Raw genomic sequence first — 20,302 nt, 5'->3', positions numbered from 1 at the left:
TTTCCCTCAACCCGATCATCAAGGAGAACACCAATCATGTTCAAACTGCTTAAGTGGTTTTTGGCCCTCTTTTCGATGGAAGGCCAGATTTCGAAACAGAATCTGCAAAACGTGACTGCAGAAGAGATTCGCCGTGAGCGCATCAAAGTCGAACAGACAGAAGCCCGTGTCAATCGGGAGATCGAAGAACTGGAAAAACAGAAAGAGGCCTTTTTCGCAAAAGGTGTCCAATGTGGCTCAGATCGTCAGAAACTGCAGTTCGCGCGGAAAGTCAAAGAGCTGGATGCCCAGGTGGAAGCCCGCGATCGGCAATTGAACCTGGTATCGCGTAACCTGCGGATCCTGCACGGTGTAACTCAGCTGAAAGAGAATGAACGGGTCCTGCGTGACCTGGGCATGGAAGGTCTGGTCAACAAAATGGACCTGACTGAACTCCAGGAATACGTCGAGAAGGCTACCGTTGAAGGTCAGTTCCAGATGGACAAGTTTAACGAAATCCTCACCTCACTGGACAGCGCTGAAGGCGTTTACCAGGCAGAGGCAGACGATGCCGATACGCTTGCGATTCTGGATGCCATGAATCGGGCCTCCGAGTATGCTCCACGAGAAACCGTTGCCGACATCGAAGAGAAAACCGAGACCTTTGATGATGATGATTGCATGATGATGTCAGGTTGAGAGAGTAATCAACTGGCACAATACCACGCTCGCACTCCTGCGGCGTGGTTTTTTATTTCAATTGGTCACACCCGGATTAGTTCAGGATCGGAACTGAGAGGAGTGAACGACATCGGTACAGACATGGAATTTACCTCTAATCGTGCGGGTGAGACTGAAAAAGCACTGCCACTGGCCAATGACCAGAAATGCAAGAAACTCTCATTAATGTGACATTGCTGCATTGAGTAAGTATACTGATTTACAATTCTTCAATGAACTGAAACCCTGAATGCCTGGCGGAGAAACGTTGGTGTCTGATTATAACCCCTCCCAATATCCTACCCGTAAGCCGCATGGGAAAAATGCAGCAGAACCTCTGATTAATTCGGAGTTTGCGGAACCTGGTTCCGATCCCACCCGTGGTTCTCAGTCCAAAGTAATTCAGTCTGCTTCCAGCAACGGGGATCATTGGCGTTTTTCAGAGGGAGATGTGGTCACAGAGCGATTTACTGTCACCGAACGTCTGGGACGTGGAGGAATGGGAGAAGTCTATGCGGTTGTCGACCAATTGAGAAACCAGGCTCGTGCGCTCAAAGTGATGCGGGCTTCGATCGATAGTGCTGACTCCAGTCGGGAACGATTTTTAAATGAAAGCCGCGTTGATGATCTGCGGCATCCCCATATCGTACGGACCATCGATATTGGGGAGTGGAAAGAGCGAAAGCTGCTGTATATTACGATGGAATTGGTGGATGGTCAGAGTTTGAGGGAACTGATGAGTGCCTCTGAGCGGCTGACTGTCGTAGAAAAACTGACCATCTGCTATCAAATCTGTGAAGCACTCCAGTTCGCTCATCAGCATGGCATTATTCATCGAGATGTTAAACCGGATAACGTACTGGTGCAACGGAATGAACAAGGCTTACATGCCTGGTTGACCGATTTTGGGATCGCACGGTTACAGACCAGTGGTATGACTCAGACAGTGGCTAGTATGGGAACACCAGTCTATGTAGCCCCTGAGCAGCAGGGATCTGCAGCAAAAGTCACCGGTCAGGCAGATCTCTACAGTGTCGGAGCCATGTTGTATGAACTACTGACGGGAGTCCAACCGGTTGGCTTTTTCAAAACACCTTCGGCTTATGTAATCGACCTTCCGAAGGGGATTGATGAACTGATCTCAGATGCAATGGAGAGACTGCCCGAGCACCGCATCATTGATGCGGGTACGATGGCCGCTCGTATTGGGAAAATCCTGAAAGATCTGAACCAGGAGTTGAAGCTGGTATCAAATCCGCAGGTCGATCCGGCATCAATCAATCTCGGAGACCTGGTCTTTGAAATCCAGTCTCGCAAGGCACCGCAGGTGACCATAGATGGGGTTCCCGATATTCCGGAAGTGATCTTGGAACTGGAGGGGAAACGAGACCAGTTACAACAGACGCTGGAACTGATTGCAGCGGGAACGCATCCGTTAATGAAGGAGCACCAAGTAGGGCTACAGAAGCTGAGTGAGCGGGTCAACAGCTTACAGGATCAATGTCAAGTTAAACGACCCGCAGGGATCAGCGATTCTGAAGACGAACAGCTCAAAGCGTTGATCCTGGCTGGTGAAAGGGGGCCCTCGAAAATGCTCAAGGTCGTTCCTGAGGCAAATCCAGAACAGTTGTTTCAGTATGTAGAAGTCCTGATCAATTCGCTCAATGCTGAACAGGCCTTGAAAACGACTCAAAAGAAATATGAAACGCAGATCGACTCTGAAACACAGCGTCTGGAAAAGGAACTACAGGAGTCAAAGATTCAGCTTGTAGTCAAACGAAAGCAGGATCTGGAAACCCAGATTCGTGCTTTCTTTGAAACATTCCATCAACAGCACCCGCAAGACGAGAGCTTTCCCTATTCTGCCTGGGGCAAATTCCAGGGGGATGTGTTAGCAAAACGAAGGTATCAATTGACGCCTTTAGAAATGACCATCCTGGCTGAGCGGTGCTTTGATGATCCACAGAATATTCAATCAGACGGGGATGCTTTAATTAAGGGAAATCTCGTATCCGGGACATCTTCTCCGGAGTTGCTGACTACTCAGTTTGATGCCGAAGCTACTTCCCAAACTCAGCAAGACTGTGCTTCTGAGCTGGGTTTGGATCTCGAGATCAGTAACTCAATAGGCATGAAGTTCCGTTTGATTCCTCCTGGCATATTTCTGATGGGGTCTCCGGAATCGGAGGCGAATCGACGTAGCGATGAGCTTCAACATGAGGTGCGGATTACGAGTCCCTATTACCTGAGTTCAACGGTGGTGACCCAGGGACACTGGAAATCGGTGATGGGGACGACTCCCTGGAAGGGAAGGGAATATGTGAAGGAAGGAGATAATTATCCGGCAGTGTATGTAAGCTGGAAAGAAACTCAGAAATTTATCAATAAGTTGAGTGCACTAGAGGGAGATTATTATCGCCTACCTACTGAGGCAGAGTGGGAATACGCGTGCCGAGCAGGCAGCCTGAGTGTGTATTATTTTGGAGATGATCCAGAGTGCCTGTCCGAATATGGCTGGTTCAGAGATAATACATGGGACAAAAATGAGAAATATGCACATCAGGTTGGTAAAAAAAGGCCGAACCCATTTGGTTTATATGATATGCATGGCAATGTCTGGGAGTGGTGCCGAGACTGGTATGGTAAATATTCAATTGGTGCAGTTAGTGATCCAACTGGCCCTGAAGCATGCTCGGGCCGGGTATATCGAGGTGGTGGCTGTATCGGCGGCTCCAGTAGTTGCCGGTCAGCTATCCGCAGCAGATACTCTCCTAAGAACCGGGATTACTACCTCGGCTTTCGTGTGCTCCGCAGTTCCATCAAGTAAGCTGAAGGTAGCTGAAACTAGTATAAGCAGAGCGTAATCCGCAATGGAGACCCGCAGGGAGCGAGGCGGAGCCACGACCAGAGGTGCCGCAGTGGAGGATCGAACCAGTTTAACCGAAGAGGAAAGAGCAGGTTTAATTTATGTCAAATGAGTATCATTCTCACGGCCAGGAACCTTCTTTTCATGGGCAAGCTCCTGCAGCTAATTTACAGCCGGGGCAACAAGCGGACCGTTTTGAGTTAGTACGAATGCTCGGTCATGGGGGAATGGGCCAGGCCTGGCTGGCCATTGACCCTCGCCGGAAGGATGAGAAACGGGAGGGACACGTCGTTCTGAAATTTCTGCCCGATGCATTGCGTCACCATCCGGATGCCACTCAGGATTTTCGAGCTGCATACCGCCGCGTCCAGGCGCTGCACCATGAATCAATCTGCCCGCTCTTCGACCTGGGTGAATCGCGCGAACTGGGCTGTTTCCAGGTGATGCAGTTCATTCCGGGCATCACACTACGCGAACTGATGCGGTCTTCTGATCCTGATCGAACGGGCTTGGAGCTGGGACGAGTGATTCGATACTTGCAGCCCATAGCTCGGGCTTTAGACTATGCACACCAGAAGAAGATCATCCATCGCGATATCAAACCGGACAATGTGATCGTCGATCCTGAAACAAAAGAGGTACATGTGATTGACTTCGGGTTGGCAGCCGAACTGCGAACCAGTATGTCCCGCTATAGCCAGCAACGTCTCTCGGTCTCGGGAACCGAGTCGTATATGCCGCATGAACAATGGCTCGGTCAACCACAGGATGGACGCTCCGATCAGTACAGTCTGGCAGTCGTTGCCTGGGAACTCTTGACCGGTCAACTTCCGTTCCAAGGTAGTGGCAAGCAACTGGCCTACGCGGTGGAACAAGCTCCCGTGCCAGCTTTGCCAGAACACTTGCAACAATTGCAGTCCGTATTTGAACGTGCCTTTTCGAAGGAACGGGATCAACGCTTCGAATCGGTAGAAGCCTTTGTGAAGAGTTTATCTGACAATCAAATTATTGAAGCCAGGGGAAGAGATCAGATCGAGGAAATCGTCGATATAAAATCGCATCGCGATGATTTCGCACAGCAGCTAGAGAATTCATCCCGGGAACCAACCAACCCTAAGCAGCCTGCTATGTTGATAGCACCGTTTGATGCCAAAGCTGCAAAAGCAGGTCAACAGGCATGGGCTGCACATCTGGGATTGGATGTGGAAATCAGTAATTCCATTGGTATGAAATTTCGTTTGATTCCTCCCGGGGAATTTCTGATGGGGTCTCCAGAATCGGAATCGAACCGAGGTGAAGATGAAGTGCAACATGAAGTGAAGCTTACCAAGCCCTATTATGTAGGTACGACCAAGGTCACTCAGGGACAATGGAAAGCTGTGATGGGGACGACTCCTTGGAGTGGAAATCGTTGGGTGAATGAAGGAAACGATTATCCGGCAACGTATTTATGTTGGGAAGATACCCATGAGTTTATTAATAAGTTGAATGAATCCGAGGGAGATGGCTATCGTTTACCAACGGAAGCAGAATGGGAATTTGCATGCCGGGCAGGGAGCGATACTGCCTATTGTTTTGGAGATGATGCAACGAATCTAACAGAATACTGTTGGTTTTATGAAAATGTGAATAGTTATTATGATGAATATGCATGTCAGGTTGCAGAGAAAAAACCGAATCAGTTTGGTTTGTACGATATGCACGGAAATGTCTGTGAGTGGTGCAAGGACTGGTATGGTGATTACCCGAGTGCTGCAGTTACCGATCCGATGGGGCCTGCATCAGGATCGAAGCGGGTGTACCGGGGAAGTGCTTGGTTAAGTGGCTCTGAACTCTGTCGTTCAGCACGCCGAAATAGGGACATTCCTGACCTCCAGGGAAGTGTTTGCGCCTGCATCCTCGGCTTTCGTGTGCTTCGCAGTTACGTCAAGTAATCCACAACGAAGGCTCACAGGAATCAAAATGCAGTCGCAACCAAAGACCCCGCAGAGGCGGATGGAACACTGACCGTATACGCGATTAGACACTTAAACTACAAATTTTCAAAATTCGCTCAATTCTCTGCAAGATTCCCTCTCAAAGTTCCTTATTCAACTGTCAAGAGACTTGAATTACCGTTAAAACTCTTGTCAGGACCGAACCGATAAGATTTTCGTACGTGAATGGTTACCAGATTGTAAGATTCTGGACACTTTATTCACAGTGCGTGACCGCTGCTTTCAGTGAGGTTGTCAGACTCAAAAGTTGACCAAATGAGTATGAATCTATCAGAACTTTAAGCCCAGGGATCATTGCATTATCGGAAGAAAATTCCGGTGACAGGTATCATTTGTTGAACAGGTTAGTAGCCATCAAGAAAATATCAGATGCATCAAACAGGCCTGACTTGAGCCATTAAGTATCATAGCCCCGAAAATTTGGAGAAATCGATCATGTATAAAATATTGACGATTATGCTTATGGTAATGATTGCAGAAAATATTGCTCTTGCAGAAGAATATCCCCACAGTTTTTTTCATGAATCTCAGATGGGAAATAACAAAATCGAAACGTATCACATCTTCATTTGGGCGAATCCCAAGGCAACCGAAGGTACGATTCTCAAGGCGACTCGGATTAATAATAAAGAATGGATGGTGAGAGGTGGCGAGTTGGCTGCCAGTTCTCTTGATGATGGTATTGATCAATATGCGATTGATTGGAATTCCGGCGAGAAAGAAGTAGGAAGTTACCACTTTGGTAAATACAAGATCCTGTCTCACTCTTCAGATGAATTAGCAGTCGGATCTACACAGAAATGGGAACATCGAGCTGTCCCCTTCGATCTGAAGTTAAAAATAAAAATCTGGTTGTCCATTCATGAAGTCAAACCACTCCCCAGAACGAAGTCCAGAAAACGAAAAAGTTTCCAGATTTTGCGATTGCAAGATCCCTATCTGACAAAGCCCTTATAGTCTCATAGGATTAATGATTGAGATCGTTTGACGTTCTGTAACCAGTTCAATTTATTGTATCAGTTATAGATCAATCTAATGCTGGTATGCAATCTGTAGAAGCGTCTGTGTTACCATTCAAGTTGCTTCGGAAAATTATATTGCTCCCGAAAACGTGAATGGAATTCCGGCGATTGCAAACTGGGTAAGGATCACTCAGAATAGGACCATCTGAAAAACTGTAGATGTGTCTATTACCTGGAGAGTATGTATGGCTTCTGGAGAAGATCAAACCAACTCTGATGATAAATCTGAAAAGGACTTTGGCTCCTTCGGATTCATGGATCGGGCAGAACACACGCGCGAACAGATTCCCTCAGAAACTGACGCAGATCTGACTGTTTCTTTTCCTCTGGCGGACCGTTATGAACAACTGGAAGACCCCATTCAGGGAGGGATGGGAGTCGTCTTCAAAGCCCTGGACAAGAACCTGGGGATCAATGTCGCCATCAAACGGATTCTGCCTGAATTCGCCTCTGACCGACATTTCCTACAACGTTTTGAACGTGAAGCCAGGACGCAGGTCCGTCTCAGCCACTCTAGCTTAGTTGGGATTCGGGATTTCGTCCTTGATGAAGCGGGTCCCTATATTGTGATGGATTGGATCGAGGGGCATAGCCTTGATCGGGAACTGAAACAGAATGGCGTCCTTGAAGAGCAGCGTGCCGCTGAAATCATCGCAAAAGTGGCTACCGCCTTGCAGGTGGCCCATGAGGCCCAGATCATCCATCGGGATATCAAGCCCGCCAATATCCTCCTGGATCAAAAGGGAAATCCCTATATTGCTGACTTTGGACTGGTCCGGATCGAAGCGAATGAGGGGCAGTCCATTCCCGGGACATTAAGTGGAGCTCGTTTGGGGTCTGTAGACTTTGTGGCCCCGGAACAACTTGCCGATGCGAGAAATGCCAGCGTCAGGAGTGACATCTGGAGTCTGGGAGCCACGCTGTATCAACTGGTGACAGGAAGATCCGTACGCGGCATGCGAGAATCCCTGATTCCGGAATCGTTACGGGAAATCACGCTGAAAGCGATGGAGCATGATCCGGAAGACCGGTTTGCTTCGATGGCTGAGTTCGCCACTACCTTGTTTTCATCAGGTATAAGCACGAGTCCATCAAGAATAATAAACATATCAAGTCAGCATAAGAGTACTACCAATTTAGATTCTGTAAATGAACGGAAAGATTCAATCAACTTATTTAATGATGCATTAGAAAAATCAGCGAGATTACACGAAGATGGCAAACAGTACATTCGAGAATGTTCTTATGAAGATGCCGTTATTGTATTAGAAAAAATACCTGAAAAATTAAGAAATTCTGAGATGTATTCTGAAGCTATACAAAAAAATGATCGAGTTCACAAGTTAGATGAGCTTATTAGTGAGTATAAAATAAAGTTTGAAATCGAAGAATTAATTCCACTCCTTCGAGAACAGCTAGAACTACAACCACAACGAGATGATATAAAGAGTATGTTAGAGAATGTCTCTAAAGCAAAACGTAATAAAGATGGAACATCCGAGGCATCGATTGAGTTGTTAAGATCAATAGAGAAGTTATCTAAATCTATAGATAATAGACACCAAAATAAAAAATCATCAATTCCTAGCTTGTTTACTCAGCCATTATCAGGCCCCAAAGCACCTGCGTTGTTAGTAGCACCATGTGATGCTGAAGTTGCAAAAGCGAGTCAACAGGACTGGGCTAATCACTTGGGTTTGGATGTAGAGTTCAGCAACTTAAATGATATGAAGTTCAGATTGATACCACCGGGTGAATTTCAGATGGGGTCTCCTAAATCGGAGGCGAATCGCGATGACGATGAAGTTCAACATGAAGTACGGATAACGAAGCCCTATTACCTGGGGTCAACGGTGGTGACTCAAGGGCAATGGAAATCCATAATGGGGACGACTCCCTGGAAGGGAGAGATTTATGCGAAGGAAGGAAAATCTTATCCGGCAGTAAATGTAAGTTGGAAAGAAGCTCAGCAGTTTATCAGTAAACTCAATGCAGAAGAGGGAAATTATTATCGATTACCGACAGAGGCAGAGTGGGAATATGCGTGCCGAGCAGGGAGTCTGAAGGGGTATTGTTATGGAGATGATGCAAAAGCTATATCCGAATATTGTTGGTTTGATCAAAATGCACTTGACATTGGTGAAGAGTATGCTCACCAGGTTAGTCTGAAAAACCCGAATTCTTTTGGTTTGTATGATATGCACGGGAATGTCTGGGAATGCTGCCAGGATTGGTATGGTGAATATGCAATTGGCTCAGTTACTGATCCAACGGGCCCTGTAACAGGATCGCTCCGAGTGAACCGGGGTGGTAGCTGGATTCTTAGCTCTGGTGAATGCCGTTCTGCGTCCCGTGGCAGGTTACCTCCGGTAAGTCGGAGCGAACTTCTCAGTTTTCGTGTGCTCCTTAGTTTTATCAAGTAAGTCTACAGGAAGTGGTATCTGATAGGCGAGGAACGTCATCCGCAACACAGACCCATAAGGAGCGAGGCGGAGTCGAGACCAAAGGTGCCGGAGTGTTGAAAAAATTGAAGAAGTATAATTGAATAGAGTAGGTTTATTTTATGTCAAATGAGTATCACTCTTACGGCCAGGAACCTTCCTTTCATGGGCAGGCTCCTACAACTAATCTACAACCCGGCCAGTTGGCTGATCGTTTTGAGTTGGTACGGATGCTCGGGCACGGCGGAATGGGACAGGCCTGGTTGGTCATTGATCCCTGCCGAAAAGATGAGGAACGGGAAGGCTACGTGGTTCTGAAATTCCTGCCCGATGCGCTGCGTCATCATCCGGATGCCACTCAGGATTTTCGAGCCGCATACCGCCGCGTCCAGGCGTTGCACCACGAATCGATCTGCCCGCTGTTCGATTTGGGCGAATCGCGTGAACTGGGCTGTTTCCAGGTCATGCAGTTTATTCCCGGGATCACACTACGCGAACTGATGCGGTCTTTAGATCCGGAGCGAACGGGGCTGGAACTGGAACGTGTAATTCGGTACCTGCAACCCATTGCCCGGGCTTTAGACTACGCACACCAGAAGAAGATCATCCATCGCGATATCAAACCGGATAATGTGATCGTTGATCCTGCTACCGGAGAAGTGCATGTGATTGACTTCGGTCTGGCTGCAGAGTTGCGGACCAGCATGTCCCGCTACAGTCAGCAGCGGCTCTCTGTCTCTGGAACCGAGTCCTATATGCCGCACGAACAATGGCTTGGTCAGCCCCAGGATGGACGCTCCGATCAGTACAGTCTGGCGGTCGTTGCCTGGGAACTCTTGACTGGTCAACTCCCGTTCCAGGGTAGTGGTATGCAGTTAGCCTACGCTGTAGCTCAGGCTCCCGTGCCGGGATTACCAGAACATTTACAGCACCTGCAGTCTGTATTTGAACTTGCCCTTTCGAAGGAACGGGATCACCGCTTCGAATCCGTGGAAGAGTTTGTAAAAAACTTGTCTGAAGGTCAGAAGCACGATACCAGGGTAAACGAACAGATTTCTGAAGACAAGTCGCGATCCAGTACCGTGTCCCAAGCAGAAGATCTGGCGAGCCTGCTTTTAAAAACGCAGGATGAAGTGACTCGTCAGCATGCCGAAGCACGACGATTGCTGGATGAATACCATTACGATAGGGCTGCTGCGATCCTGGAACAGATTCCCAGTCACTTGCGAGATATGGATTTGTTTAAGACGACAGTCGAGAAACAGGATCGCGTAGCTGACCTGGATGCTGTGATCTCAACAGCCGTCAAAGAGATGCGTCTGGAAGGCTTACACCAGCAGGTAAAGGAGTTATTAGAACTGCAGCCACAGCGCGAAGATCTGGAGCGATTACTGGAGCATTTGCCGAAGAAACCGGTCAGGCCGAAGGAGCCTTCCCCTTTGGTAGCACCGTTTGATGCCAAAACAGCAAAAGCTGGCCAACAGGATTGGGCTGCACATCTGGGATCTGATGTAGAAATCAGAAACTCAATCGGTATGAAGTTTCTGTTGATACCCCCGGGTGAATTTCTAATGGGATCACCTGAATCTGAAGAGTATCGATATGACGATGAAGTTCAACATAAAGTACTTCTTACACAACCCTATTACTTGGCAGAAACAGTAGTCACCCAAGGTCAGTGGAAATCAGTGATGGGGACGACTCCCTGGAAGGGAGAACGTAATGTCATGGAAGGCGACAATTATCCGGCTGTGTACGTGAGTTGGGAAGACGCTCAGGAATTTATTAAAAAGTTGAATGCATCCGAGGGCGATCTATATCGGTTGCCGACGGAGGCAGAATGGGAATTTGCTTGTCGAGTAGGGAGCCTGAGTGCATATTGTTATGGAGATGATGAAGATGGACTTTCTGATTATGGTTGGTTTCAAGACTATAGTTTGATCATTAGCGAGGAATATGCACATCAGGTTGGTGAGAAAAAGTCAAATGCGTTTGGTTTGTATGATATGCACGGTAATGTCTGGGAGTGGTGTGAGGATTGGTATGGTGACTATGTGAGTGGTTTTGTGACCGATCCGACGGGGCATGGATCAGGCTCGGCCCGAGTGTTTCGGGGCAGTTGCTGGCACCACGTCTCCGGTAACTGCCGTTCGGCACATCGTCTCAGGGGCGTTCCTGAGCGCCGGGACAACGACCTCGGGTTTCGTGTGCTCCGCAGTTCCGTCAAGTAAACCCGCAATACAGGGACCGACTCTGCTTAACTGGACTAGATAATTGTAACAAGCCACGTTTCGATCTTGCACTTGAATTTTCTCAGTGGAAATTATCAGTCTCATTTATAGTTAACAACATCAAACTGAATTAGATTGATATTCCTGAATCGCCTCTTCAATCCTTTCTCGAGAAGACCCATTCAGGCGGCTGATACCCATTTCTCGAGCGATCGACAAAGCTGGGTCAGATTCCAGTAACAGCCCTTTGTTGAGATCAATAAAGCCGCACAATTCTGCGATCGTGATTTCATCTACTGGTCGCAGATTTTCTTGCAAATCCGGGAAGCGGTATTCGAGCACGGCAGCTGGTACTTCCTGATTCCAGATGAAACGTCCGGTCGACTCATTCGTTTTGGAAGCTGATGTCAGAAAAGAAAAAACATGCTCCCGAATTTTCTTGCCAGTACGCGCCCACTCATGAGCCCGGGCAATTTTTTGAGCTAAAACATCGTCACGGATTGGCGCTTCCTTTTCCAGAATGGCGTCGATCATCGATCGTAGTGTATCCTGATAGGACGATTCGTAAAATAAATCCGGTTCTGGGTTAAAAGAAGTCAGGTCTGTCTCACAATAAATATTTTGTAGAGTATCCTGGTCAGGCTTAGGATCCTCTATCTGAGATTCTTCGTTTTCGACCTCTGACGATTCGAGTTCCAGTTTTTCTTCTTGGATTTTTCGACTCGTTTGAAGCAACTCCTGGAGTTGCTGTTCAATTTTTGTAAGAGCTCCGTTCGGATCATACCACCAGTCCGGTGACCAGATTCGGAGTATTTCCCATCCCAGATTGCGTAATACCTGTTCGCGAATTTTGTCACGGTCACGCGCTGTTGCAGATCGATGATAGGTTGCTCCGTCACACTCGATTCCTGCCAGGAATGTTCCCGGTCGATCAGGATGAATGACTCCCAGATCTACACGAAACTTTGAAACTCCAATTTGTGGTAAGACTTCCCAACCTTTCTCGGATAATTTCGAAGCAACCGCTTCTTCGAACGGAGACTCAAACTCTCCTTCGGATTCAGCCAACCCAGAGGTCAGAGCAGTATTTCCCTTCTGAGCATACTCCAGGAATGACTTTAAGTCGCGTAACCCCTTGGATCTGGATGACTCTGCTTTGAGTTGTTCGGGTAGAAAGGACACATAGACCATAAGCTCCTGCCGTGCCCTGGTCACTGCCACATTCAATCGCCGTTCTCCTCCTTCTCGATTCAAGGCACCGAAATTCAGAGAAACATGGCCGATTGCGCGACGTGCTTCATCAGGGCCATTTGTGATTGAAAACAGCATCACATCCCGCTCATCCCCTTGAACATTTTCCAGATTTTTTACCACCGTTGGTTCAATGCGCGCATCATCAAAATACCATTCCAGTTCGGGGGAATCACGCAGAGACTGATCGAATAAATCCTGAATTAACGATTGTTGCTGACTGTTAAAGGTGATCACTCCCAGCGTCGGCCGGCTGTCTTCAGGTAAAGTGAGCCAGGACTTCATCCGCTTGACGGCGTCAGCGACAAGCGTTTCAGCCTCGATCCGATTAGTTCGACTTTTTCCACGGTCATAGATTGCGCTTGGCAGATGTTTCATAGAGACCGCCTGATCTGCCGTCACCGCAGAGGGGAACGTGATCAGTTTATTGTCATAATAATTCCAGTTAGAAAAGGAAATGAGCGATTCATGCTGACTCCGGTAGTGCCAGGTTAAATGATTCAGAGGTAATCCAGATGCCGTAGCCTCATCGAGAATGCTTTCCAGGTCACGTTCGTGATCTTCCAAATCATCGTCTTCTTCATCACTTTCAACTCTGCCAAAGAAGTTGGTGGGGGGTAATTGTTTAGGGTCTCCGACAATAATCGTCTGCCTGCCTCGAGCAATAGCGCCGATCGCATCCCAGGTCGTAATCTGTGATGCTTCGTCAAAAATCACCACATCAAACATTGCCTGTTCGGGAGGGAGGTATTGTGCGATCGATAGTGGAGACATCAATAAGCAGGGGGCCAGTTTTGCGAAGGTTTCCGGCATACCAGAGATCACTTCCCGAATCGCCTTACTGGGTCTTTTTAGTCGCATTTGATGCCGCAATAATCCCAGTTCTGATTTCCTGGCGACGGAATCAGGGTCAGGGAGATGATGGACACGTAATTTCTGTACCTGATTCGCGGCTTCGACTCTTGCAGACTGATCTAAATCGCAAAAGTCCCTGATGATTTCCTCATGCTGGAAGCTTTGGAACTGACGCAGAATATCACTGCGGTCGATGGCTTTGGGTAACCACCAGCGGACAAAAGCGATTTCAAATGTCTGTCGTAAGTTTTCGGGTTGAATCTGTTCCCGCTCAAGTGAATCGATAAATACAGTCAAGCCTGCGTTATCTGCTTTTTCTCTGACTTTCATCCACGAAATCCACTTTCTGAGCTCAACGCGATGGGCCTCAATCCCTTCCAGAGTCGAAAGTGTAGCCTGAAGAATATCGGAGACCATTTTTGTGAATGGTGGTGCTCCAGCAATCGTCTTGAATTCATTACAGGATTCGATGAAAGACTGAATAGCGGTAACATAACCCTCAGCGTTTTTAAGAATCGGATGATCCGCCGAATCATCAATGAGGACTGGGGCCAGTCGGGACGAAACGGCTTTCAGGGAGTCGGTCGTTTTTCCAAACGAGATGATTGTTTGCCGGATCCGTTCCGCATCCTCCAAATAACGCTGAAAATCTTCCGTATTGGTTTCAGTGCCTTTCCAATGATGTGTGCGATTAGAGAGAGAATTACCATTAATTTTTTCCAGGCATTTCTGCATCAGTTCAATCTGAGGGAGATCTTTTTCCGGATCAACGATTCCCGAGGTGGCATAGGTTTGTAGTAATTTGCAGACCTGTTTTTTAGCAAAATAGGACAAGGGCCATAGTTTCGATTTTGCCTGCCGCCACTGGTAATCCAGGTCTTTCACAGGGATTTGTTCAATCTCATCCTGCTTATAGAATGCTTCTGTTGATTTCTGTGCCTTGGCGAACGCTTTCAGATCCTTTGAAAGCTGTTTGATCTGCAGAGTAGCTCTGGCGAAATCTTTATCGAAAATAATACGATAGTTTTCCTGCGATGTATCAATGAGAGTTCCGGCAAGTATTCTCAGCTCTTTAAAAAACTCTAAGGAAGCACCTTCAGTTTGGTCTAAGCCAATCGCTGTCATAAATTCCTGATATGGCCCCTGCAGAGATGACACAGCAGACCGAACCTGATTGATACTATTGAGTAATCGTTCTTCCCAGGCTGCCGACCAATCTGTTGTTTTGATCGCCTGCAGTGCAGGTACAGGACTGATCGCTCCATAGGTTAGCGCCAGTTCATCGATCATTTCAACCAGTTTTTCATATCTTGCTTCACTGATCTGAACGGAGCCTTCCCATTCCAGTCTGGGGGCAGGGTGCTGTTTGAATTTGACTGCAATTCCCATTGCCTGGTAGACACTCCAGCCACTCTCGTCAATCTGATGCAGTGCACTCACATATTGATTCAGGGCGTCGCGTTTGATTGTTAGATTCTCATTGACCTTGATCCAATCCGACTTTGCAGCCTTTCTGTTGGCATTCCAGGAACTTTCCATCTGATCCAGAAATTTACGACGTTCTGCAGTACGAGAGTGAAGTTCCAGGCAGATATCGCCTAATCCATGCTGGCACAGCCTGCGATAAACGACATCGAGTGCGGCGGTCTTTTCTGCGACAAACAGCACCGTTTTATTTTCTGCCAGGCATTGGGCTATCATGTTGGCAATGGTCTGGCTTTTACCGGTGCCTGGAGGCCCGATCAAGACAAAGTCATGTCCTTCAGCGGCCGCCATAATGGCTGCTAACTGGGATGAGTCGGCAGGTAAAGGGTGAACCAGATCAAGAGGCTGGTAGCGTTGATCGATTTCAGTCGATTTGGGGATCGAGGTATATACTCCGGACTCAAATGGCTTATCCGGGTTATCAATCAAGTGGCGAACCACTCTGTTTTCTTTTAGATGAGCGGTCCGATCGACGAGATCTTTCCACATCAGGTATTTTGAGAAAGAAAAAGTCGATAACGATAGTTCATCAATCACTTCAAATCCGGGGATTTCTCGAACTGCTCTGCGCATCAGCTCCAGAACCTGGGGAACATCAATTCCCCGCTCATCTGTGGGGAGATCCATTTCAAACTGGGAGAGATCTCGATCGAAATCTTTTTTCAACAGTTGGATTAACGTCGCGTTGAAACGGACTTCATCCTCATGGTGTTTCAGCTGAAAAGCAGATAAGGCACTTTTTCGCACCAGTTTTACCGGAATGAGCAGTAAGGGGGCACGGTATGACTTTTCATCTTCGGGTGCTCGTTTCCATTTGAGAAAGCCGACTGCGAGGAAAAGTGTGTTTGTCCCGCCTTCTGCCAAATCATTGCGTGCCGCGCGATAGAGATTGGTCAGACGATTATCGAGTTCTGTTTTGCTGAGCGGAGATGGCACTTCATGTCGTTCCAGAGCATCCTTGGCAAATTCAGCATTAATATCTTCACCGGTTTCCTGATAGAACAGCTTTGCATCGCGGTCTCCCATCGGGTTGTGTTCGGGTAACGAGATGATTTTCATCGATTTCTGATCTGCCAGAAGATCTTCCAGCAGTGAAACATCAGGGCAATAGAATGGAACCGTTTGTTTGGTGGCCCGGAAGTTTAACAGTCGATTACGTAGCGACAGATCCAGTAATTTCCGTTGCCAGCGTTCTATCCTCCCCTCAGGAGTTTTTGGTTTTTCATCAGTTTGTTCCGGTGGTAGATCATTGAAAACAGGTGCTTGGGGGAGGGGTAATGCGAAGTTCTCCTGTATTTCCGGCGTTTCTTTTAATTGTTTATGATCATGGGATGCCAGCGGCCTGATCTGAGCCATGCGTGCCCGAGTAATATCGATCGCCGCAAGAAAGGCCTCTTCCTGTGATGCGTGAGTCTTTACTTTGGCAGCATCAATTGCGGCCTGAAACTGGGCAGGAGGGCGGCTGGTGACCAGTGTGGTTTCGAAAGTGATCAATTCTTTGGCAGACAGACCTTTTCGCACCTCGGATGAATCCGTTTCGATAAGATTGTTGAAAGTCTGTTCGACCAGCCAGAACCCAGCGAAACAGTGCCCGTCTATGAGAATCAGGACAGGATTCAGACCAACTGCTTCCAGGGCTGCTGCAAACAGGAGACTGGAATCCAGGCAGGTTGCCAGGCCATCGGACAGAATGCTGCCCGGTCGGCGTGTTTTTTGTCCCACGAGTTCAAAGCTGCTCGGTGGATTGGTATAAGTCAGACCCTCTGCCGCGACGGCAGACCAGATTGCAGCGCCCAGCATGAAAGTACGACCTGGATCACGTTGTTGATACCCATCTAACGCTGATGAATGCCCGTGCTGTGCCAGGATATCTCCGGCTCTTTTGAGGATTTTGGCAACAGCAGGATCATTGGGCATCACAAAAGCTGCTAGTAGCTCTGCCATCGAATGAAAGCCACCCCACTCTTCACGTGCCAATACACGAATCTCTGCCACGCGCTCCACAATGACTGAATCGCCGTCCCTCAGAGTGAAACGGACTTCGCCTCGTTCGGCTTCATTGAGTCCACTGAGGTATCTGGGATCCAGGTCAATTTTGAGATCACTGGCGGAAACACTGGTTCCGGGCGAGATTCGCTCAAAAGCCCATTTCTTGGTGCGTCCAAAGCCTGGCTCAGTCTGCATCGTCAGCTCAACTGTGCTCAATGTCTCGCTGGTCGAATTTTCTATTTGCAGAGATTTCAGAACGGGAACAGAGTTCTGGAAAGAGGCATAATTCAAGCAGTCAATGAGATCAACGTGAATCAGGACCTCATTCAGGCGGGTGCTGTTGGAAGAAGTTTCTTCTCCCTGATTTTGAGTCGGCGTTTTCATGGAATCATTTGGGATTGCTTAGAGGTTACGCGGGCAGGTATAGCTTGTTCAGTATACAGAGCCGTATATGTGAATTCATCAGCGAATCTTTCAATTAGCCTGGGAATTGTTTGAATATTCTCTGGGATTCGAAGCAGGAAAAGAAAAGAAGGGCAGCGACCCGAATGTGGTATTGTTTTCTCTTTCTAACCCAATGAAAGCCGCTAACCACCCAGCCCAAAAGAATGGCAAGCGCCCTGTTTCTGCCACGATTTCTCGGAATTTAGGGATCTACCTGAAAGAGTTATTGGAAAAGCGACTTATACCGGGAATATCCCTCTAAGTCCCAATGAGACTGGGGGATAGAGCATGAGTGCTGTCGCTTTCTTGCGCCTGAGAGATCGAAATTTCTCAAGATTCTTGTATCAACATTGCAAGATCTTCTCGATTTGCACCTTAAATCATTTTCAGCAGCACTCACTTTTCCTCAACCCGATCATCAAGGAGAACACAAATCATGTTCAAACTGCTTAAGTGGTTTTTGGCCCTCTTTTCGACGGAAGGCCAGATTTCCAAACAGAATCTGCAAAATGTTACTGCAGAAGAGATTCGCCGTGAGCGCATCAAAGTCGAACAGACGGAAGCCCGCGTCAACCGGGAAATCGAAGAACTGGAAAAACAGAAAGAGGCCTTTTTCGCAAAAGGTGTCCAATGTGGCTCAGATCGTCAGAAACTGCAGTTCGCGCGGAAAGTCAAAGAGCTGGATGCTCAGGTGGAAGCCCGCGATCGGCAATTGAACCTGGTATCGCGTAATCTGCGGATCCTGCATGGCGTAACTCAGTTGAAGGAGAATGAACGGGTCCTGCGTGACCTGGGAATGGAAGGCCTGGTCAATAAGATGGACCTGGCTGAACTCCAGGAATACGTCGAGAAGGCAACCGTGGAAGGTCAGTTCCAGATGGACAAGTTTAACGAAATCCTGACCTCACTGGACAGCGCTGAAGGCGTTTACCAGGCAGAGGCAGACGATGCCGATACGCTTGCGATCCTGGACGCCATGAATCGGGCTTCCGAGTATGCTCCACGGGAAACCGTTGCGGACATCGAAGAGAAAACCGAGACCTTTGATGATGAGGAAGAGTATTCCATCATGTCTCACTAAGAGAATGCTCTGTTTTAAATCGCCACGCTCGCACTTGTGCGGCGTGGCGTTTCTTTCACCTTCTACCCCCAGAATTATTCAAGGACAGGAATTCAGATCATGGCCGTTGATATCAGTCGATTCCAGAGATCAGTACTCAGTGATGCGATCCAGAAAGCGGAAGCGTTACAACTGCAGGGCAGGCTCACCGAAGCAGCTCTGGCATGGATGAAAGCAGCGCAACAGGCTGAGCATTTTGCATCGATGGCATCAAGCGATGCAGAGCGGACTCGTCGATTAAAGACTGCCCGAGATCTTCGCTTAAAGTCTGAAATGATACAGAAACAGCAGGGAGAACAGAAATCGTCCGCCCCATCCCAGACGGATGTCATCGGCGAAATTGACGAGTTTCGTGAAGCGGCCCGTCGCGTGATTCATCGGTCGACGGTAACTTTTGCTGAAATAATCGGTCTGGAAAAGACCTGCCGGGAAATTCAAGCAGCTTTTGCCTTTGGTATGGCTCGGCGCCCCAAGAAGGTCCAGATTCCCCGGATGAATAATCTGCTGTTCTACGGCCCCCCGGGATGTGGAAAAACACTGATGGCTGCCGCTATCAGCAATGAATCCGGTTATACCTTTTTCAGTGTGAAAGTATCAGACCTGATGTCGCGCTATTACGGGGATTCCCCTAAACTGGTGCAGGCATTATATGCAGAGGCAAGACAACACAAAAAAAGCGTCATCTTTCTCGATGAAATCGACGCAGTTGCCAGTGGACGCAGTGAAGGAAGTTCGGCAGCAGATCAGAAACTGCTGGTCAGCCTGCTGACTGAGCTGGATGGACTGAACGACAAAAATACGGATACCGAAATCCGGACGATTGCGGCGACCAACCGTCCCTGGGAATTGGACAGCGCCATTCTCAGCCGCTTTGAAAAGGCCGTTTTTATCCCCCTGCCTGATGAAGACGCTCGCCGTCATCTCCTGGAAATACATCTGCAACAGAAAGGGTATGAGGTCGCAATTCCGGAAGCAGAACTGCTCAAGTTTACTGAAGGGTTCTCTGGCCGGGAAATTGCTCACTTGAGCAAGCTTATGACAGAAGCCATGTTGAATGAAACCAATCCTGAAATTGTCAACTTGATGAAACAGGGGGCAGATGCCATTCAGGACTATGAAATCTGTGTCAGCGCGATCGACCGTCAACACCTTGATCAGGTGCGGGACTATATTCGGCCGCGTACCACCAAAGAAATGATTGAAGTATTTGAATGCTGGTCAGAGTCAACCGGCAAGGATAAATCAAAACACTCACGTAACGAGGAGAAATGACAATGGCATTTTTCGGCTTAATCAAATCACAGGCTGCACGGCAGGCGGAATTAAAAACACGCGTTCGTCAAGCCACAATGAAAATTCATAAATTTGTAAAGCGGCTGACCTCACAGGCGGACGATTATGCGGCCTTGGCCCGCAGAGCCCATGACCTGGATGATCAGTCTCAGTTTCGACAGCTGGTGTCCAGTTATCTGCAGTGTCAGGATGGAATCAACCGTTGGCAGCGTTATCTGATCAAGCTGAAAACGCTGGAATTACGACAGAACGAAATGGACGCCACTCAGGAGTTCCTGTCAGGCATGAATGCCTTGACCAGTGCGATCTTAAATGGAGTCCGTCCAGAGGATGTGAGCGCCATCAGTGCAGATATGGAAGCAGCCCTGGATCGTTCTGAGGAAATGGAAGAGGTTTTGGCGACAGCCATGGAAGATGCCTGTGACCGGATTGAAGGAGTCGAAATGACTCATACTGATATTCTGTTGAAGTCGCTGGAGACTGGACAGGATATCTCCAAACTCACAGATTCAGGTGCTACAGAAAGCGAGCGCGAATTCTGGGCGGCCATTGACCAGGAACGAAAGAATGTTTCATTAAAGTGACATGAGTGCTCTCAGTAAGTATACT

At 48.0% G+C, this 20,302-nt stretch carries 10 protein-coding genes; 9 read left to right on the top strand and 1 reads right to left on the bottom strand.

The window, feature by feature from the left end; all coding sequences use genetic code 11:
* Window positions 1–36 precede the first annotated feature (36 nt).
* From ACN0YH_RS13615 to ACN0YH_RS13590, 6 genes are all read left to right on the top strand, one after another.
* Window positions 37–678, top strand: coding sequence for a hypothetical protein (locus ACN0YH_RS13615; RefSeq protein ID WP_417380115.1), 642 nt, complete (start codon window positions 37–39; stop codon window positions 676–678).
* A gap of 292 nt (window positions 679–970) precedes the next feature.
* Entirely contained in the window at window positions 971–3,526 is a 2,556-nt protein-coding gene (locus ACN0YH_RS13610; protein WP_417380114.1) for an SUMF1/EgtB/PvdO family nonheme iron enzyme, read from the top strand.
* Window positions 3,527–3,666: 140 nt separating this feature from the next.
* Window positions 3,667–5,499 carry an SUMF1/EgtB/PvdO family nonheme iron enzyme gene (locus ACN0YH_RS13605; protein ID WP_417380113.1) on the top strand — a complete coding sequence of 611 codons (1,833 nt, stop codon included), beginning with the start codon at window positions 3,667–3,669 and terminating at the stop codon, window positions 5,497–5,499.
* A 498-nt stretch (window positions 5,500–5,997) separates the two neighbouring features.
* On the top strand, window positions 5,998–6,519 hold the full coding sequence (locus tag ACN0YH_RS13600; protein ID WP_417380112.1) for a hypothetical protein: 522 nt from the start codon (window positions 5,998–6,000) through the stop codon (window positions 6,517–6,519).
* Between the two features lie 250 nt (window positions 6,520–6,769).
* A complete protein-coding gene (locus ACN0YH_RS13595) occupies window positions 6,770–9,007 on the top strand; it encodes a protein kinase domain-containing protein (RefSeq protein ID WP_417380111.1) in 2,238 nt (745 codons plus the stop codon).
* Between the two features lie 140 nt (window positions 9,008–9,147).
* Entirely contained in the window at window positions 9,148–11,256 is a 2,109-nt protein-coding gene (locus ACN0YH_RS13590; RefSeq protein ID WP_417380110.1) for an SUMF1/EgtB/PvdO family nonheme iron enzyme, read from the top strand.
* Window positions 11,257–11,376: 120 nt separating this feature from the next.
* Here the strand turns inward: ACN0YH_RS13590 and ACN0YH_RS13585 are convergent, their stop codons facing one another.
* Complete coding sequence (locus tag ACN0YH_RS13585) at window positions 11,377–17,220, bottom strand: DUF3320 domain-containing protein (protein WP_417380109.1); 5,844 nt, start codon at window positions 17,218–17,220, stop codon at window positions 11,377–11,379.
* Window positions 17,221–17,716: 496 nt separating this feature from the next.
* Here ACN0YH_RS13585 and ACN0YH_RS13580 point away from each other — a divergent pair, with 496 nt between their 5' ends.
* The 3 genes from ACN0YH_RS13580 (at window position 17,717) to ACN0YH_RS13570 (ending at window position 20,277) form a co-directional block, all read left to right on the top strand.
* The gene (locus ACN0YH_RS13580; RefSeq protein ID WP_417380108.1) at window positions 17,717–18,361 is read left to right on the top strand and encodes a hypothetical protein; all 645 of its coding nucleotides are present in this window, start codon (window positions 17,717–17,719) and stop codon (window positions 18,359–18,361) included.
* 99 nt (window positions 18,362–18,460) lie between these two features.
* Entirely contained in the window at window positions 18,461–19,672 is a 1,212-nt protein-coding gene (locus ACN0YH_RS13575; protein WP_417380107.1) for an ATP-binding protein, read from the top strand.
* A gap of 2 nt (window positions 19,673–19,674) precedes the next feature.
* The gene (locus tag ACN0YH_RS13570) at window positions 19,675–20,277 is read left to right on the top strand and encodes a hypothetical protein (protein ID WP_417380106.1); all 603 of its coding nucleotides are present in this window, start codon (window positions 19,675–19,677) and stop codon (window positions 20,275–20,277) included.
* The last annotated feature ends 25 nt before the right edge of the window (window positions 20,278–20,302 follow it).

Source organism: Gimesia sp., from assembly GCF_048262075.1.
Taxonomy (GTDB): Bacteria; Planctomycetota; Planctomycetia; order Planctomycetales; family Planctomycetaceae; genus Gimesia.
Note: the sequence above shows the minus strand (reverse complement) of the source record. Positions and strands in the feature narration are given on the sequence as shown.

What these genes read in the sequence shown, in the direction of transcription:
- ACN0YH_RS13570 (WP_417380106.1), top strand. Translation starts at nt 19,675, where the DNA reads ATGGCATTTTTCGGCTTAATCAAATCACAGGCTGCACGGCAGGCGGAA.
- ACN0YH_RS13600 (WP_417380112.1), top strand. Translation starts at nt 5,998, where the DNA reads ATGTATAAAATATTGACGATTATGCTTATGGTAATGATTGCAGAAAAT.
- ACN0YH_RS13605 (WP_417380113.1), top strand. Translation starts at nt 3,667, where the DNA reads ATGTCAAATGAGTATCATTCTCACGGCCAGGAACCTTCTTTTCATGGG.
- ACN0YH_RS13590 (WP_417380110.1), top strand. Translation starts at nt 9,148, where the DNA reads ATGTCAAATGAGTATCACTCTTACGGCCAGGAACCTTCCTTTCATGGG.
- ACN0YH_RS13615 (WP_417380115.1), top strand. Translation starts at nt 37, where the DNA reads ATGTTCAAACTGCTTAAGTGGTTTTTGGCCCTCTTTTCGATGGAAGGC.
- ACN0YH_RS13585 (WP_417380109.1), bottom strand. Translation starts at nt 17,220, where the DNA reads ATGAAAACGCCGACTCAAAATCAGGGAGAAGAAACTTCTTCCAACAGC.
- ACN0YH_RS13580 (WP_417380108.1), top strand. Translation starts at nt 17,717, where the DNA reads ATGTTCAAACTGCTTAAGTGGTTTTTGGCCCTCTTTTCGACGGAAGGC.
- ACN0YH_RS13575 (WP_417380107.1), top strand. Translation starts at nt 18,461, where the DNA reads ATGGCCGTTGATATCAGTCGATTCCAGAGATCAGTACTCAGTGATGCG.
- ACN0YH_RS13595 (WP_417380111.1), top strand. Translation starts at nt 6,770, where the DNA reads ATGGCTTCTGGAGAAGATCAAACCAACTCTGATGATAAATCTGAAAAG.